This window comes from Azospirillum sp. B2RO_4 (genome assembly GCF_051124815.1).
GTDB lineage: Bacteria > Pseudomonadota > Alphaproteobacteria > Azospirillales > Azospirillaceae > Azospirillum.
Window position 1 is genome coordinate 511426 of record NZ_CP118489.1, and the last position, 15746, is coordinate 527171.

The window sequence follows — 15746 nt, forward strand, 5'->3', positions numbered from 1 at the left end:
CGCTTACACCTTCTCGATCTCGGGCCGGCCAAGCAGGCCGGTGGGCCGGAAGATCAGGACGAGGACAAGGATGGAGAAGGTGGCGACGTCCTTCCATTCGGAGCCGACATAGCCCGACCAGAAGGCCTCGATCAGGCCGATGACCACGCCGCCGAGCATGGCGCCGGGCAGCGAGCCGACCCCGCCGAGCACGGCGGCGGTGAAGCTTTTCACGCCGGCCAGGAAGCCGATGTAGAAATCGATGACGCCATAGATCAGCAGCACCATCATGCCGGCGACGGCGGCGAGCGCGGCGCCCATGACGAAGGTCAGCGAGATGACGCGGTCGACGTTGACGCCGAGCAGGCCCGCCATCTTCTTGTCCTGCTCGCAGGCGCGCTGGGCGCGGCCGAGAGAGGTGCGGTTGATCAGCGTGGTGAAGCCGATCATCAGGACCAGCGTGATGATGATGGTGGCGAGGCGGACGTAGCTGACCGAGACGGCGCCGTCCATCAGGGTGAGGTTGCCGGGCAGGATGGGCTGCAGCGGCTTGGAGCGGGCGCCCTGGAGGATCTGGATGTAGTTCTGCAGGAAGATCGACATGCCGATGGCCGAGATCAGCGGCGCCAGCCGCGGCGAGGAGCGCAGCGGCCGGTAGGCGATGCGCTCCACCGTCCAGCCATAGACGCTGGTGAACAGCATGGAGGCGAGCAGCATGATCAGCAGCGCCAACGGCACCCAGGTGATGCCGAGCGCGCCGATGGCCAGGAAGGTGATCAGCGCCACGAAGGAGCCGATCATGTAAATCTCGCCATGGGCGAAGTTGATCATCCCGATGATGCCGTACACCATCGTGTAGCCGATCGCGATCAGGCCGTAAATCGCCCCAAGCGACAAGCCGTTGATCAATTGCTGTATGAAATAATCCATCAGACAGGCTTCTCCCACTCTCCCAGGACACCGATTAGTCAGGCACGCGAGACTTGGTGCTCGAGTTTTTGAATTAAGCCGTGTGCGGCAGCGGAATTCCGATCCGGATGAACGGGGGAGAACATCCAGGACCGAGGCAGGGGACGCTTGGAACCCCGCCGCCGCACCCGGTTCCTTGCCGAAGCCCCGCCGGATGCGGGATCCGGCGGGGCTTCGGGCGAATTCGTTATCGGGGACCGCCGCGCGGCGGCATGTAGCGGGCCGGAATCGTCAGGCGGCCCCGGATCGGGCCTTCCGTCATCCGGATATGCGACGACAGCGCGGGGGTGCGGTTCTGCACCCGAGCGGCGTTCCGTCGTTCGACCATAGCCAACAGCTCCCACTTGCGCGGCACGGCCTGCGGCCGTGGCGTCCCCACCGGCATTGCTGCCGGACATCCTGTTTGTGAATCACGGCTCAGACCGGACGGAATGACCGCCCGATCCGGACCAGTCGGCGAGAGGCGCCGCGCCTTACCCTGCTCAAAACTGTTCTTTGTGTTCAGCCCCGGCACTTAGGTGCCGGTTGCGTATGCTGCCCTTTTTCTTGACACAGACAGGTAATGCAACTTGATCAGTAGGCGCAACACTCTCTTTCCGATGGGCGAAAAAAACAACAATCGTTCTGAACGCTTCGATCTGTTCCGATGAAAATTTCCCGGACCTGTGGGCGCGGGAAACTTCGTTCAGTTTCTTGTCAACAGCTGTTCACATCATCCGCCGACCAGATCGCGGGGGTCGGTGAAGGGCTGTCCCAGGGCCTCGGCCACCGCCCGATAGGTCAGCCGGCCGGCCTGGACGTTCAGCCCGGCCAGCAGGTGCGGATCCTCGGCCAGCGCCCGTTTCCAGCCCTTGCCGGCCAGCGCCTGGACGAAGGGCAGGGTGGCGTGGTTCAGCGCCTCCGTGCTGGTGCGGGCGACGGCGCCCGGCATGTTGGCGACGCAATAATGGACAACGCCGTCGACCACATAGGTCGGGTCGGAATGGGTGGTGGCGTGGCTGGTCTCGAAGCAGCCGCCCTGGTCGATGGCGACGTCCACCAGCACCGACCCGCGGCGCATGCCGGCCAACTGGTCGCGGCGAACGAGCTTCGGCGCGGCGGCCCCCGGCACCAGCACGGCGCCGACCACCAGATCGGCATCGGCGACCAGCCGGTCGAGCGCGTCGGCCGAGGCATAGACCGTTTTCAGCCGCGGCCCGAACAGGTCGTCGAGCTGGGCCAGACGCGGCATGGAGCGGTCGGCGATGGTGACGTCGGCGCCCAGCCCCATCGCCATGCGGGCGGCATTGGTGCCGACCACGCCGCCGCCGATCACCAGCACCTTGCCGGGCAGCACGCCGGGCACGCCGCCCAGCAGGATGCCGGAGCCGCCGTTGCTCTTCTGCAAGGCGACGGCGCCGACCTGGATCGCCATGCGGCCGGCGATCTCCGACATCGGCGCCAGCAGCGGCAGGCGTCCGGCGCGGTCGGTGACGGTTTCATAGGCGATGGCGGTGCAGCCGCTTTCCATCAGCAGCCGGGCCTGTTCGGGATCGGGGGCGAGGTGAAGATAGGTGAACAGCACCTGATCCGGGCGCAGCCTGCGACATTCCGCCGGCTGCGGCTCCTTGACCTTCACGATAAGCTCGGCCTTTGCGAAGACCTCCTCGGCGGAGCCGGCGATCTCGGCCCCCGCCGCGCGGTAGGCCTCGTCGGAAAAGCCGATCTCGGCACCGGCGCCGCTCTGCACCAGCAGGGAATGGCCGTCCGCCGCCAGTTCGCGGATCGAGGCCGGCGTCAAGCCGACGCGGTACTCGTGGTTCTTGATTTCCTTGGGAACGCCGATGCGCGTGACCATGCGAGAACTCCCCGATCCGAGCGACTGCTCCAGCCAATCCAACCGATCCGAACTGGTATCCCAGGAAACCATCGGTCTGGCTGATTGTCTCAGTAAAGTCACTATACGGCCGGCGGACGGAGAGAATCTCTGCAAAGCCTTGCATGAATCCCCCATAGTGTGGTGGTGCTTTCGCACGATCCGCCACGTCTTCGAATAAAATTGCATGCACGCCCTGGACGCCCTGGACCACAAGATCCTGCGCCTTCTCCGCAAGGACGGCCGGATGAGCAACGCCAAGCTGGCGGCGGAGGTCGGGCTGTCGCCATCGGCCTGCCTGCGCCGCCTGCACATGCTGGAGCATTCCGGCGTGATCCGCGGCTATACCGCCATCATCGAGACGGCGGACGAGGAGCGGTCGGTGACGGTGATCGTGCAGATCACGCTGGAACGGCAGACCGACGACTACCTCCGCCGCTTCGACGCCGCCGTCCGCCGCTGTCCGGAGGTGCGGGAATGCTATCTGCTGTCCGGCAGTTCCGACTATCTGCTGCGGGTGGTGGCGCAGGACCCGGCCGATTACGACCGCATCTACAAGGACTCGCTGTCGCGCCTGCCCGGCGTGGTGCGCATCCAGTCGAGCTTCGCCATACGCAGCGTGGTGCGGCCGGGCAGCCTGCCGGCACTGGAGGAGCAGGCGGACTGACCGTTGAGGGAACGTCTTCCTCTTACCCAAGGGGGCAGGTTCGCTCAGGAAGGGCTTGCTTCAGGGAGTGGGGGCCGCGTGCCACCGTCGTGATCGTGTAATCCTTGAATTCCGGAGCGAACCTGTCCAAGTTCGGGGAACCATGACACTGCCGCCCCGCCATATCCGTAACCTCCTGCGTGCAGGCCGCGTTCACGCAGGCTCGCCCGCCCCGGATCTGGTCGCCTGAGGCAAGGCTCCCGGACCGTCCGGGGCCAACATCATCTCCGAATCCAAGAGAGCCGCTCGAACCGCATCCATGCGGTCACGGGTTTATCACGTGCAACCGCTGCATGACCGATGAGGCGTCCACCGGGGGGCGCCGCCCGGCAGTCGGTTGTGCATGCCGAGAAAAGCGAAGGAAGACCTCGATGCGTCCCGCAGACCAGTTTCCGCCCATCGTGCTGACCGCCACCGACCATGACCGCCTCTCGGCTTTGGTGGAGGCCGTTTCCGAGAGGTTGCCCGATGTATACGCGTACCTCACGGTCGAACTGGAGCGCGCTGCGGTGATCGATGCCAGCGAACTCGTGACGACGGTGGTCACGATGGGCGCGCGCGTGGCGTTCCGGGACGAGGTAACCGGACAGGAGCGGACTGTCACCCTGGTTTATCCGGGTGATGCCGACCTCGCGGCCGGTCGGGTGTCGGTGCTGACCCCCATTGGCGCGGCCCTCATTGGCGTCGCGGAAGGACAGTCGATCACATGGTACACGCGCGATGGCGAGGCGAAGACCCTTACCGTTTTGGCCGTCGAGCCTCCCATTGCGGACAGGGGCGCCGTCGCCGCATGATCCGCGGTCGGACGAGCGACTGCATGCAAGACGCTTCACAACCGCTTCGTCGGCTGGGCGGCCATAGCCTCGCGACGTTCCTCCGGTTCGTGCCGTCCGATGGGAAACACGCCCTGCACCAAGGCCGCTGATCTTTCATGTTGCCTCTCACCCGAACAGATCCAGTTCCGGGTCCGGGGCGGTTTCCGGGTGGGTCAGGTCGGTGCAGCCGATGCCGATCAGGCGGAAGGCGCGGCCGTCCGCCTCGCGCTCCAAGAGGGCGAGGCCGGCGGCGAGGATCGCGTCGGCCGAGCGGGTCGGCTCCACCCGGCGGGAGCGGGTGAGCTGCTGGAAATCCTTGGTCTTCAGCTTCAGGACCACGCTGCGGCCAAGCAGCCCCTCGCGCTCCAGCCGGCGGGCGACCTTGTCGGCCAGCGGGCGCAGCTCCTGCGCCAGGGCGGGCAGGGTGGTGACGTCCCAGTCGAAGGTTTCCTCCGACGAGATGCTCTTGCTCGGCGACTCAGGATGCACCCGGCGGGAATCCTCGCCGCGGGCGTAGCTGTAGAGCACCCGGCCCATGGCGCCGTAGCGCTTGACCAGCCAATGCTCGTCCTTGTCCTGCAGATCGCCGACGCGGGTGATGCCGTCGGCGAACAGCTTGCGCTCCAGCGCCGGGCCGACGCCCCACAGGATGGTGACCCGCTTGGGCGCCAGGAAGGCCGCTGCCTCCGCCCGGCCCAGCGCCGAGAAGCCGCGCGGCTTGTCGAGGTCGGACGCGATCTTCGCCAGCAGCTTGTTGTAGCTGAGGCCGATGGAGGCGGTGATGCGCAGCTCGCTCTCGAACCGGCGGACGATCTCCACCAGCGCCTGGGCCGGGCTGATGCTGAGACGGTCCTCGACGCCGGCGAGGTCGAGATAGGCCTCGTCGATGCTGATCGGCTCGACCAGGGGGGTGAAGGCCTCCATGATCTCGCGGGCGCGATGGCCGACTTCCTTATACTTGGCGATGTTGGGGCGGATGATGGTGGCGTCGGGGCAGCGGTCCAGCGCCTCGCGGATCGTCATGGCGGAGCGCACGCCCGATATGCGCGCGACATAGCAGCAGGCGGCGACCACCCCGCGATGGTCGTCGCCGCCGACGATCACCGGGCGGCTCGCCAGCTCCGGCCGGTCGCGCTTCTCCACGGTGGCATAGAAGCTGTCGCAGTCGATGTGGCCGATGGACAGGCTGTGCAGCTCCGCATGGCGGAACAGCCGCCGGCTGCCGCATTTCGGGCAGCGCGTCACTTCCCCCGGCAGGGCGGCGGCGCAGTCGCGGCAGACGCTGTGCGGGGGCGCGGTCATCGTGGCGGCAGCTTAGCAAAGGGGCGCGCGAACCGCCAGCTTATGCGTACAAAGGAAGAACAGAGTGTCTTGTCAGGGGCCGATTGGAGCTGTTGAAAAGGCATGTATCTCCGGCGCAGCGATTGCTGCGGAATTATCTGGCATCCACACCAGCCCGAGCCGGGGTGGGTATTTTGGCTGGTTTGCGACACCTCGGAACCTCGAGTGACTGCTGGCGCTGGGGGACGGGCAATGTTTTGGCCGGTGCCTCCAGCGCCAGCAGTCACTTTTTGTGTACAAACTATAAGCAGTTCGCACGCAACGCGTGATAACTTGATTTTATATCGAGATTTGTGCACATTACTGAAGTCGTTCATCGCCCATGGATTCGTCATGGATTACCGTCAGCGCATGCGGGCCATCGTACTTCGCGTCATTGCAGAGGATACAAACATCGAGTTTTGGCAAAAGCTCAAGCAGAGTGCGATAGCTATATATCCGGATTCGTTCGAGACATCAGCAAATGATGTTCGGGTCATGCCTACCCGTGCCCGCTTTAGGATTCAAGATGACAGGCACACCTTCATGGATAAGGCCATGTTCGATGCTGCTACGGCATCTGGTATGCTGCCTGTCGATGAATTAAATCGCCAAAACAGGTGGAGATACACTTTTATCCGCTCTGGAAGAATAACGATGACCCAGAAGCGAATAAAAGACGAAGACGCAATGGCGACACCCTCCAGTTTCCGTCGCCTCCTTGCGCTCCCCAATGAATTAGCCCGACAAATGACACTTGGACTCCCAGGTGATGTGAATGCAATAACTCCGAGCTACCTGAACGGGGTTATCGTGCACGGCCCAATCGATCCGGCTGCTAGTAGCGAGGGATTCAAGCGACTCGGGTTCATCAAGTTCGCTGTCCCCGACAGGCACTTTACGGAGTGGGCAGCCACGTTGGGTGTTGACGAAATCATTGTCGAAATGCAGAATCAAGCAAAGCGCGCGAGCCGGGGCGGAAAATCCGACCGCCGGACGCCGACTTGGAAGCCGAACGAAAAGCGGGACGAGGACAAGAAAGAGCCATGAAGGCCGGGACGCCAGGGTTTGTCGGAAATCGCCTAACGGAGGCAAGGGAAGCGCGTGGCCTTACGGCCGCTTCCCTGGCTGAGCTTGTGGGCGTGTCGCCTCAGGCTATAGCGAACTATGAGGGCGACGTGAACTCGCCTCGCCCTGATGTCATGGCAGCCATCTCGACCCGCCTAAATTTCCCGATATCTTATTTTCTCCGCCCAGCCAATGGCTGTGAGAAGGCGCCTATCTTTTGGCGTTCTAATGCATCTGCGGTAAAGATCGGGCGACTTAAAGCCGAAAAGCGATTGATTTGGATGCGGGAAGCTGTTGAGTATCTTGGAAGGTACTTTGATTTTCCAGCCGTCGATCTTCCTGACGTTAAGGTTCCGGATGATTTCCGCGCGCTCAACTCATCGTTTATTGAGGCGGTGGCGCTGTCGTGCCGGAAGTACTTCGGACTAGGGCTAGCCCCCATTCCGGATGTTGTGGAAGAGTTGGAAGCGCATGGTGTATTCGTATCGCGCATTTCAATTGAATTTGAAGGACTGGATGCATTTTCATATTGGTCTGTTGATGAAGGACGACCTTATGTTGTTCTTGGAGCAGACAAAGCCAGTGCCGTGCGGTCTCGTTTTGATGCTGCTCATGAGTTGGCTCATTTGATTCTGCACCGTGGTGTGGACCAAAAGCGGGTGAATTCGCCCGCTGATTGGAAGCTCCTTGAGACGCAAGCTCATAGATTCGCGAGCGCCTTCCTTTTGCCTGAAGAGGCTTTTGTTCATGAATTGTGGGCGCCAAGCCTTGATGGGTTCCTTAGCATTAAGCAACGCTGGGGCGTATCCATTGCCGCGATGATAAAGCGCAGTTCCGATTTGGGTATGCTGAGCGACGAGCAAGCTCGTCGCATGTGGATAAACTACAATAGACGTGGCTGGCGCTTATCTGAACCTCTTGATGATTCCAATTCCATTCCGACTGAAATACCGCAGCTCTTGCGTCGAAGTTTTAATATGCTGATTTCTGAAAAGGTTGTTAGGCGTGAGCAGATTGCTAGCATTTTGCATCTGCCGCCCAACGACTTGGAGGAAATTCTGGCGCTGCCGAATGGTTTCTTGTCAGGCCATGATGCAGAGATTCGTGCTCTGCCGAAATTTCGGCAGAATCATGGCGGCCCTGTTCATGGCGGAGGCTCCGTTGTAGCCTTCTCTGGGCGCGGGAAGCGTTGAACCACCCGCACTATTCAAGGGCCAGCGAGAGGCTGAGCCGAGCGCCCTCCGCGACTGATGCATCGGTAGCCAAGGACATGTAAATAAGAGCGATAAGGACGGTGGATGCGAGTCGAGAAATCTTCATAGAAGAACCCCGTTAGATAAAACCAGCGTCTAACGGGATTAAACCTCCTTATTAAGCCGTTTCGAGGTTAGTCCTTTACCGCAGCACATCCCCACCCACCGCCAGCCGGCCGGCGACGACGGCGGCCTGGGTGCGGCTGACCACGTTCAGTTTGCGCAGGATGCTGGAGACGTGAACCTTCACCGTCTGCTCCGACACGTTCAACTCACCGGCGATCTGCTTGTTCAGCTTGCCGTCGACGATCATCGTCAGGATGCGCAGCTGCTGCGGCGACAGCGAGGCGAAGCGGCGGGCGGCGTCGGCCTCGTCGGCTTCCGTCGAGGCGGCGGACAGCGGCGGCGCCCAGGTCTCGCCAGACAGGATGGCGCGGATGGCGTCGGCCATCGCCGGCATCGACAGCGATTTGGGGATGTAGCCCGAAGCGCCATAGGCGAGCGCCCGGCGGATGGTGTCGGAGTCCTGCAGGGCCGACAGGATGGCGACCGGCACGGTCGGGTGGTGGGCCAGCATCAGGAACAGGCCGGCGAAGCCGTTGGTGCCGGGCATGTTGAGGTCGAGAAGCACGAGGTCGATGTCGTCCGGTTGCCGTCCCACCGCGGTCATCACCGAGTCGAGGTCCGGGCATTCGATCACCCGCACCTCCGGCATCGCCTTGCCCAGTGCGTCGCGCAAGGCGGCCTGGACCAGCGGATGGTCGTCGCCGATGACGATTGTCGTCTCTTTTACCGCCGCGCCCGCTGCGCTGTCCTCGCCCATGGCTTCCGCACTCCCCCCAATTGCGGCCGCCCGGCTTTTGTCCGGTTCCGGCCTTACCGTTCGGCCACGGCCGCCGTCTGCAGCGCCGCCCCGTTCAGGAAGCGGCGCAGCGACGCCGGCTTCACCGGTTTGTAGAGCACGCCGCAGCCGCAACGCTCCGCCTCGGCCCGCACCGCTTCGGAACGGTCGGCGGTCAGCAGCAGCCCCTTGACCGGACGGTCCCACAATTCCCGCAACCGCTCCAGAACCGCAAGCCCCGTCTGCCCACCCCCGACGTGATAATCGACGCAGACCACATCGGGAAGTGCCCCGTCGAAGGGAGCCAGCGCCGCCAGCGCCCCGCGGACGTCCGACGCCGTCGCCACCCGGCAGCCCCATTGGCCGAGCAGGGCGCGCAAGCCCGCCAGGATCGGCTCCTCGTTGTCGATGCACAGGACCAGCAGCCCGGCCGACAGGGCAGCGGGGGTGGAGACCGGGCGGTCGACCGGCGTGGCGCGGGCCTGCTCCATCGGCACCTCCACCGCGAAGCCGGTGCCGCGCCCGACGGTGGAGCGCAGGCTGACGGGGTGGCCGAGCAGCCGGGCGATGCGGTCGACGATGGCGAGGCCGAGGCCCAGACCCTTGTCGGCGGGATTGCCGCCGCCGTTCTCCCCGCCCAGCCGGCGGAACTCCTCGAACACCTCGCGGCGCTTGGCCTCGGGGATGCCGGGACCGGTGTCCCACACCTCGATGCGCAGGCGGTCGCCGTTAATGGGGTCGCGGCGGCGCCGGCAGCCGAGCAGCACCCGGCCCTTGGGGGTGTAGCGGATGGCGTTGGACAGGAAATTCTGCAAAACCCGGCGCAGAAGCTGCGGGTCGGAGCGCACCACCGCGCCGCAGCTCACCACTTTCAGAGTCAGGCCGCGCTCCTGCGCCAGGGCGGAGAACTCCACCCCCAGCCCGCCCAGCAGTTCGTCGATGGCGAAACTGCGCTTCTGCACCCGGACATTGCCGGCATCCAGCGAGGAGATGTCGAGCAGCCCGCCCAGCAGCATCTCGGTCGAGCGCAGGGAGGCGGCGGCGTTGTCGATCATGCCGCATTCGGCCGTCCGCTGGTCGGGCGTCGGCAGGGGGCCGCGCATGCTCTCCTCCAGCGCCGAGACGAACAGGCGGGCGGCGTTCAGCGGCTGCAGAAGGTCATGGCTGGCGGCGGCGAGGAAGCGGGTCTTGCTGGCGTTGGCCGCCTCGGCCTCCGCCTTGGCCTGCTGCAGGGCGTCGGTGCGCTCCCGCACGCGGTGCTCCAGGCTTTCGTTGGCCTCGCGCAGCGCCTCGGCGGCGCGGTAGCGCTCGGTCACGTCGGTGTAGGTGGAGACGTAGCCGCCTTCGGGCAGCGGGTTGGCGACGATCTCCAGCACCGTGCCGTCGGGGCGCCGCCGCTCGTAGCGGTAGGGCCATTGCTGGTTGGCGGGGTCGCGGTTGGTCAGCAGCGCCTTCATGTCGTGGGCGCTGTATTCACCGCGCCGCTCGTTGAAGCGGATCAGGTCGGCGAAGGGCACGCCCACCCGCACCATGTCGGCCGGCAGGTCGAGCAGTTCCAGATAGCGGTGGTTCCAGGCGGCGATGCGGTGGTCGGCGTCGATCACGCAGATGCCCTGACCGATGTTCTCCAGCGTCGCCTGCAGAAGCTTGCGGTTGAAGCGCAGGGCCTCCGACGCCTCGTCCAGCATCGCCATGGCGTCGCCGCGCGACAGCGAGCGGCCCTGCAGCGAGGCGGCCATCACCACCCGCGCCGACGCGGCACCGATGGCACCGGCGATCAGCGTCTCGGTAAAGCGGACGGCGTCGAGGTCGGCCGGGCCGGCCTCGCCTTTGCGGCCGGCGGAGTTGAGGAGGCCGCCTCTGGCGGCGTATGCGTCGAAGGCGGCGTTGCCGCGTTCCGCCCCGACGAAGCGGATGGCGAGCGCGCGCAGGTCGGCCAGCTTGGCGAGCGCCTGGGGGGTGTCGTCCTCGTCGCGGTCGGCGGTGGCGGTGGTGTAGAAGACGGCCTGGGTGCGCTCCACCGCGCTGGGGCGGGCCAGCAGCGATCCGGCGACGAAGGCGATCAGGTTGGCCAGCAGGCTCCACAGGCTGGCGTGGGAAATGGGGTCCAGCCCCCCGATCCCGAACAGCGCCTGCGGGCGCAGCCAGCCGATGCCCCAGGGGCCGAACTCCAGGAAATCGGCGGACACCGGGATGATGCCGCCCATCGACGGCACCAGCAGCGTGTAGACCCACAGCAGGAAGCCGGCGCTCAAGCCCGCCAGCGCCCCCACCCGGTTGGCGCGCGGCCAGTAGAGACCGCCGAAATAGGCCGGCCCGAACTGCGCCACCGCGACGAAGGACAACAGGCCGATGACGGTCAGCGGGTAATCGCGGTCGACCAGCCGGTGCATGACATAGGCCAGCAGCAGGATGCCCAGCACCGACAGCCGCCGCACCAGCAGCAGCGTGCCGACCATGTCGCGCCGGCCGACGCGGGCGGCGAAGCGCGGGCGGCTGAGCAGCAGCGGCATCACCACGTCGTTGCACAGCATGGTGCTGAGCGACACCGCCGCGACGATGACCATGCCGGTCGCCGCCGACAGGCCGCCGATGAAGGACAGCAGGCTGAAGCCGCTCGCTCCCGCCGCGATGGGCAGGGTGATCATGAAGGTGTCGGGGTTGATCCCGCCTTCCCCGAAGGTTACCAGCCCAGCCACCGCGATGGGGATCATCAGGGCGCTGAGCGCCAGCAGGTATGTGGGGTACATCCAGGCGGCGGCGCGCAGATGGCGGGGGCTGTCATTCTCCACCGTCATCACATGGTACATCTGCGGCAGGCAGAGGAAGGCGATGATCGAGATCGCCGTGTTCGACCACCATGTCGGGTCGGTGAAGTCGGGCGACAGCAGCGGGTCGGCCTGCGGCCGGGCGATCAGGTCGGTGTAACCGTCGAACATGCCCCAGACGATGAAGGCCGCCACCGCCAGGAAGACGGTCAGCTTCACCAGACTTTCGAAGGCGATGGCCAGCATCAGGCCGCGGTGATGCTCGCTGGCGTTGATGTGGCGGACGCCGAACAGGATGGTGAAGACCGCCATCGACAGCGCCACCGCGAAGGCGGTGTCGCCCCAGATCGGCGGCGGCAGGGCGGCCGGCGCCGCCAGCGAGGGCGCGGTCAGAACGTCGAAGCTGGCGGCCACCGCCTTCAGTTGCAAGGCGATGTAGGGCAGCACGCCGACAAGCGCGGTCAGCGTCACCAGCGCCGCCACCGCCTGGCTCTTTCCATAGCGGGCGCCGATGAAGTCGGCGATGGAGGTGACGTTCTGCGCCTTGGTGATGGCGATGGTCTTGGTCAGCACCGGCCGCGCCGCCAGCAGCAGGATCATCGGCGCCAGATAGATCGGCAGGAAATCGAAGCCGCTGGCCGACGCCCGCCCGACCGAGCCGTAGAAGCTCCAGCTGGTGTTGTAGATGCACAGAGTCAGCGCATAGAGGATGCCGGCCGTCCGCGGCGAGGCCGACAGCAGCCCACCCCCGGCGGTGCGGCGGTCGCCCCACCAGGCGATGGCGAACAGCACCCCCAGATAGGCCGCCGAAACGGCCAGCACCAGCCAACTCTGCACGACCGACGGACCTCTTGCCGGGGGAGAAAACCACGTGATGAGCCTATCCCAAGCCCCGGCCCGCCAACAACGGCCGGGCTCGGTGTTGCCCAAAAACTGTGCAGCGCTGAACGAAGGTAGGGGGCGCACATGGTTCGCTGTTCGAACTATTCTGCGCCCGCCGGACGCCGCCGTCCCGGTCGCCGCTGGTGCGACGGCCGGCGCTCCTGCTCCCGGCCTTGGGCAGCCGCTCAGGATCGGGGACCGCCGAAGCGGCCGTTTCCGTCTCCTCCCTCGTACGGGGACGGCCGCTTCCGCGCTTTCCATTTTTATGCTGGGGGAATGGGACAAACGGGGGTCCCTGTCGGTTTACTGCGTCGTCATCGCTGGGAAAGCGCCACGAACGGTCCAATCTATGGCAAGATGGTCCATCGTGAGGGAGACCGGCCGTCGGTGCCGGACCCGGTGCGTGGCCTGAAACGGAAGACGGACGCCCAAGAGAATGCTGATCGACGCCTATTTGGGATTCCGGGTCGGGGACGTGGTCCTGGACCGTGCGGAACTGGCGGCCGGCACCGCCACCATCAAGGAAATCCACGTCGTTCCCTGTGACTGGGCGCATGGCCTGACCGGCATCGCCGTCATGGAGAATGGCGCCGAGCGTTTCATCGTCCAGCTGAAGAAGGTGCGCCCGGCCGAGGAAGAGGTCGAGACCGAAAGCAACGTCCGGCCGCTGCGGCATCGCGCGCGCTGAACGGCTCCCGCAATCTCCGGAAACGAAAAGGCCCGCCGCCCCGGATCGGAGCGGCGGGCCTTCGTTTTTGCGGCGGCGGCCGGGAGACTGTCGATCTTGAGCTTTTATCAGCCGTCATTCCCGCGAAGGCGGGAATCCAGCCTGTTCAGCGGCTTATCCGCGGAGCTTTCTGGATCCCCGCCTTCGCGGGGATGACGGCCGATAATCGCCCACAAGGAGACAATCAGCCCCGTCAGTGGCGAAGCTGGACGCGTCCGCCGTTCCTGCGCGCGTCGTCGACGCTGGCGATAACGGGCAGGCCGCGCAGGAAGGCGGCGCCGGTGTCGGTCGCCTCGAACAGGACATGGCCCTGGCGGTCCTGGCCGCGGAAACGGGCCTCGGTCGCCATGCCGGCATTGCGGACGGCGGCCGACAGCTCGGACACGGCCCTCCAGATTCGGGCGCGGTGTTCGGCGGCGCTGGCACAGCCGGTCGCATCCGCGACGGCCAGCGTTACGGTGAAGGAATGAAGCTCGATCGCCATGGTGGCACCACGGAACTTGAAGTGCGGGATTGGAAAACCCGGATCGTTCCGGCCATCGCCGGATACGGTGCCGGCCCTAGGGATCGAGAAACTCAGTCGTAACGGGGAAGCTTCGACAGGACGATGTCGCTGATGAGGCCGCGGAGCTGGCTGACCGGGAGCTGTTCGACCGGAATGCGGACGGCGCGGGCGTAGGTCTCGCAAACGTGCCAGGCGTGGTCGGGTTCGACCAGGATGTGCCGGGCGAGATCATGTTCGTCGGCGTTCGCCCGACCGGGGAGCGCCTTTTCACAGGCCAGGACGGTTTGCACCATGTCGCTGGCCAGACTGTGCAGATTCATGGATGGCACCTTCCCATGTTCGGGAATTGTTGGGAACACGAACAGACTAGACCTTCGGACCGGTTTCCACAATGGTGCCTATGACGTTCGGCTGTGACAATTCAACGATGGTGCCACAACCGGCGTTTTCGCAATCCGCCGCGGACCGGCCGATACCGGCATCAACATAGGGCGGGGCGAATTATTCCGCCTGTGACCGTTTCGCGGGTCTGACGCGGCAAATTCCGGCCCGGACCTTCGGCAATCCCCTCTTGCGCCGGACGCGGTTTTGCCCATGGGGGGAGGAGGCGGCGATTGCCGCCGGTCAGGTCCGGATCAGGCCGTCCTGCTTCGGCGGGGCCGGGGTTGGAGCCGGTGCCGGGGGGGCGGGCGGCGAGAGCTGCCAGTTGTCGAGCGCGCGCCGCAGCGCGTCCAGCCCGGCGCCGGCGGAGGATTTCGCCTCGTCCGCCGCGCGGGTGATGGCGGCGCAGAGCGCGGCGCGGCGCTGCGGATCGTCGCGGCTTTCCTCCAGCGCGCGGCCGACATCGTCCGTGGTGTCGCCGCCCCTGGCGTCGGGCTGCGCCGTCTTCGGGTCGATGCCCAGCAGCGGCAGCAGATATTCCCGCCCCTTCTCGCGCGCCACCGCCACCGCCTTGTCGCCGAACCGCTCCGCCGCCGCCAGACCGGTGTCCCAGGCGCCGAGCGCAGCCGAGACGGTGGGGCTGCAGCGGCCGGCCGGGTCGTCCGGGGGGGAAGTCGTCTGGGCGTGCAGCGGCGCGGCGCTCAGCAGCAGGGCGGCGACAGCCGGGATGCCAAGGCGGCGGAGAGGATCGGTCGGGCGCGTCATGCGGGAGGACCTGCGGTCGGAGAGGGGGCTTCCGGAGATTTGGGGAGGCGGCCGGCGGCTTTCCATGCTGCCGCACCCGACGCGAGTCGGCGGAGGGAAAGAGCGGCATTCTGCCGCGACCTGTGGCGATTTTGCTACCGAATGACGTTTTCATGGCGTTTACATGACATCCCGCCGCTGCACCGCACCGCGAAGCGTGGTAAGAGCAGCCCGAAATCTCACCAGTCCCCTATCCAGATACAGGCGAGTCACCGTCCCATGCTGCTGCGCGCATTCCGTTCGCTGATGCCGAAGGAGGAACGCTTCGTCGACCAGTTCGTCGAGCAGGCCCGCCATATCGTGGCGGCATCCGCCGCCCTGGAAGCGGTGATGGACGCGGGACCGGACGACCGCACGCAGAAAATCGCGGCGCTGAAGCGGGTGGAGAAGGACGCCGACCGCATCGCCAAGGATGCAGGGCGCGACCTGCACCGCGCCTTCATCACGCCGTTCGACCGCTCGGACATCCTGTCGCTGATCAACGCGCTGGACGACGCCATCGACCTGATGGACGAGGTGCCGCGCCATGCCGGCCTGTACGGCGTCGAGGTGTTCGACGAGCCGATGCGCCGCTTCGTCGCCCTGATCCGCCAGCAGGCCGACGTGCTGCTGGAACTGATGCCGCTCCTGGGCGCCATCGCCCGCAACGCCGAGCGGATCGACCATCTCTGCGGCCGGCTGTCCGATCTGGAAGACGAGGCCGACGACGTGCTGCGCGACGCGCTGAAGGCGCTGATCGCGGAGAAGCCGGACATGATCGCCTTCCTCGGCCGGCGCGAGCTGTACGAGATGCTGGAGGCGGTGACCGACCGCTGCGACGACGTCGGCGACCTCGTCGCGGGCATCACGCTCGATCAGGTCTGAGGCCCGGTC

At 65.6% G+C, this 15746-nt stretch carries 14 protein-coding genes; 6 read left to right on the forward strand and 8 right to left on the reverse strand.

Features of this window, described 5'->3' with window-relative positions; all coding sequences use genetic code 11:
- Positions 1 to 3: 3 nt before the first annotated feature.
- Positions 4 to 909 carry an ABC transporter permease subunit gene (locus PWS46_RS25920; RefSeq protein ID WP_174757092.1) on the reverse strand — a complete coding sequence of 302 codons (906 nt, stop codon included), beginning with the start codon at positions 907 to 909 and terminating at the stop codon, positions 4 to 6.
- Between the two features lie 751 nt (positions 910 to 1660).
- Positions 1661 to 2785 carry an alanine dehydrogenase gene (gene ald / locus PWS46_RS25925; protein ID WP_434623825.1) on the reverse strand — a complete coding sequence of 375 codons (1125 nt, stop codon included), beginning with the start codon at positions 2783 to 2785 and terminating at the stop codon, positions 1661 to 1663.
- A gap of 205 nt (positions 2786 to 2990) precedes the next feature.
- Between ald and PWS46_RS25930 the strand changes: the two genes are divergently transcribed.
- Positions 2991 to 3470, forward strand: coding sequence for an Lrp/AsnC family transcriptional regulator (locus PWS46_RS25930; RefSeq protein ID WP_085092045.1), 480 nt, complete (start codon positions 2991 to 2993; stop codon positions 3468 to 3470).
- Between the two features lie 410 nt (positions 3471 to 3880).
- Positions 3881 to 4303, forward strand: a complete 423-nt coding sequence (rnk, locus tag PWS46_RS25935) for a nucleoside diphosphate kinase regulator (protein WP_434623827.1) — start codon at positions 3881 to 3883, stop codon at positions 4301 to 4303.
- A gap of 147 nt (positions 4304 to 4450) precedes the next feature.
- On the opposite strand, the gene PWS46_RS25940 is transcribed toward rnk, so the two are convergent.
- Positions 4451 to 5626 carry a DNA polymerase IV gene (locus PWS46_RS25940; protein WP_434623829.1) on the reverse strand — a complete coding sequence of 392 codons (1176 nt, stop codon included), beginning with the start codon at positions 5624 to 5626 and terminating at the stop codon, positions 4451 to 4453.
- A gap of 372 nt (positions 5627 to 5998) precedes the next feature.
- On the opposite strand from PWS46_RS25940, the gene PWS46_RS25945 reads away from it, so the two are divergent.
- Together PWS46_RS25945 and PWS46_RS25950 are read left to right on the forward strand one after the other, a co-directional pair.
- Complete coding sequence (locus PWS46_RS25945; protein WP_434623830.1) at positions 5999 to 6694, forward strand: hypothetical protein; 696 nt, start codon at positions 5999 to 6001, stop codon at positions 6692 to 6694.
- The gene (locus PWS46_RS25950) at positions 6691 to 7905 is read left to right on the forward strand and encodes a helix-turn-helix domain-containing protein (protein ID WP_434623832.1); all 1215 of its coding nucleotides are present in this window, start codon (positions 6691 to 6693) and stop codon (positions 7903 to 7905) included. Before PWS46_RS25945 ends, PWS46_RS25950 begins: the two co-directional genes overlap by 4 nt.
- Before the next feature lie 202 nt (positions 7906 to 8107).
- Here PWS46_RS25950 and PWS46_RS25955 read toward each other — a convergent pair whose 3' ends face one another.
- Positions 8108 to 8788 (reverse strand): LuxR C-terminal-related transcriptional regulator, encoded by a 681-nt coding sequence (locus PWS46_RS25955; RefSeq protein WP_085092047.1) that lies wholly within the window; start codon positions 8786 to 8788, stop codon positions 8108 to 8110.
- Between the two features lie 53 nt (positions 8789 to 8841).
- Complete coding sequence (locus PWS46_RS25960) at positions 8842 to 12411, reverse strand: hybrid sensor histidine kinase/response regulator (RefSeq protein ID WP_434623835.1); 3570 nt, start codon at positions 12409 to 12411, stop codon at positions 8842 to 8844.
- Between the two features lie 481 nt (positions 12412 to 12892).
- On the opposite strand from PWS46_RS25960, the gene PWS46_RS25965 reads away from it, so the two are divergent.
- Entirely contained in the window at positions 12893 to 13144 is a 252-nt protein-coding gene (locus tag PWS46_RS25965) for a hypothetical protein (protein WP_109076207.1), read from the forward strand.
- 232 nt (positions 13145 to 13376) lie between these two features.
- On the opposite strand, the gene PWS46_RS25970 is transcribed toward PWS46_RS25965, so the two are convergent.
- From PWS46_RS25970 to PWS46_RS25980, 3 genes are all read right to left on the reverse strand, one after another.
- Positions 13377 to 13667 (reverse strand): hypothetical protein, encoded by a 291-nt coding sequence (locus PWS46_RS25970; RefSeq protein WP_109076206.1) that lies wholly within the window; start codon positions 13665 to 13667, stop codon positions 13377 to 13379.
- A 92-nt stretch (positions 13668 to 13759) separates the two neighbouring features.
- Positions 13760 to 14008, reverse strand: a complete 249-nt coding sequence (locus tag PWS46_RS25975; protein WP_149201067.1) for a hypothetical protein — start codon at positions 14006 to 14008, stop codon at positions 13760 to 13762.
- Positions 14009 to 14312: 304 nt separating this feature from the next.
- Entirely contained in the window at positions 14313 to 14834 is a 522-nt protein-coding gene (locus tag PWS46_RS25980) for a hypothetical protein (RefSeq protein ID WP_434623837.1), read from the reverse strand.
- A gap of 258 nt (positions 14835 to 15092) precedes the next feature.
- On the opposite strand from PWS46_RS25980, the gene PWS46_RS25985 reads away from it, so the two are divergent.
- Positions 15093 to 15737: a DUF47 domain-containing protein gene (locus PWS46_RS25985; protein ID WP_434623839.1), complete on the forward strand. Its 645-nt coding sequence runs from the start codon at positions 15093 to 15095 to the stop codon at positions 15735 to 15737.
- Positions 15738 to 15746: the final 9 nt, after the last annotated feature.

What these genes read in the sequence shown, in the direction of transcription:
- PWS46_RS25920 (WP_174757092.1), bottom strand. Translation starts at nt 909, where the DNA reads ATGGATTATTTCATACAGCAATTGATCAACGGCTTGTCGCTTGGGGCG.
- ald (WP_434623825.1), bottom strand. Translation starts at nt 2,785, where the DNA reads ATGGTCACGCGCATCGGCGTTCCCAAGGAAATCAAGAACCACGAGTAC.
- PWS46_RS25930 (WP_085092045.1), top strand. Translation starts at nt 2,991, where the DNA reads ATGCACGCCCTGGACGCCCTGGACCACAAGATCCTGCGCCTTCTCCGC.
- rnk (WP_434623827.1), top strand. Translation starts at nt 3,881, where the DNA reads ATGCGTCCCGCAGACCAGTTTCCGCCCATCGTGCTGACCGCCACCGAC.
- PWS46_RS25940 (WP_434623829.1), bottom strand. Translation starts at nt 5,626, where the DNA reads ATGACCGCGCCCCCGCACAGCGTCTGCCGCGACTGCGCCGCCGCCCTG.
- PWS46_RS25945 (WP_434623830.1), top strand. Translation starts at nt 5,999, where the DNA reads ATGGATTACCGTCAGCGCATGCGGGCCATCGTACTTCGCGTCATTGCA.
- PWS46_RS25950 (WP_434623832.1), top strand. Translation starts at nt 6,691, where the DNA reads ATGAAGGCCGGGACGCCAGGGTTTGTCGGAAATCGCCTAACGGAGGCA.
- PWS46_RS25955 (WP_085092047.1), bottom strand. Translation starts at nt 8,788, where the DNA reads ATGGGCGAGGACAGCGCAGCGGGCGCGGCGGTAAAAGAGACGACAATC.
- PWS46_RS25965 (WP_109076207.1), top strand. Translation starts at nt 12,893, where the DNA reads ATGCTGATCGACGCCTATTTGGGATTCCGGGTCGGGGACGTGGTCCTG.
- PWS46_RS25970 (WP_109076206.1), bottom strand. Translation starts at nt 13,667, where the DNA reads ATGGCGATCGAGCTTCATTCCTTCACCGTAACGCTGGCCGTCGCGGAT.
- PWS46_RS25975 (WP_149201067.1), bottom strand. Translation starts at nt 14,008, where the DNA reads ATGAATCTGCACAGTCTGGCCAGCGACATGGTGCAAACCGTCCTGGCC.
- PWS46_RS25980 (WP_434623837.1), bottom strand. Translation starts at nt 14,834, where the DNA reads ATGACGCGCCCGACCGATCCTCTCCGCCGCCTTGGCATCCCGGCTGTC.
- PWS46_RS25985 (WP_434623839.1), top strand. Translation starts at nt 15,093, where the DNA reads ATGCTGCTGCGCGCATTCCGTTCGCTGATGCCGAAGGAGGAACGCTTC.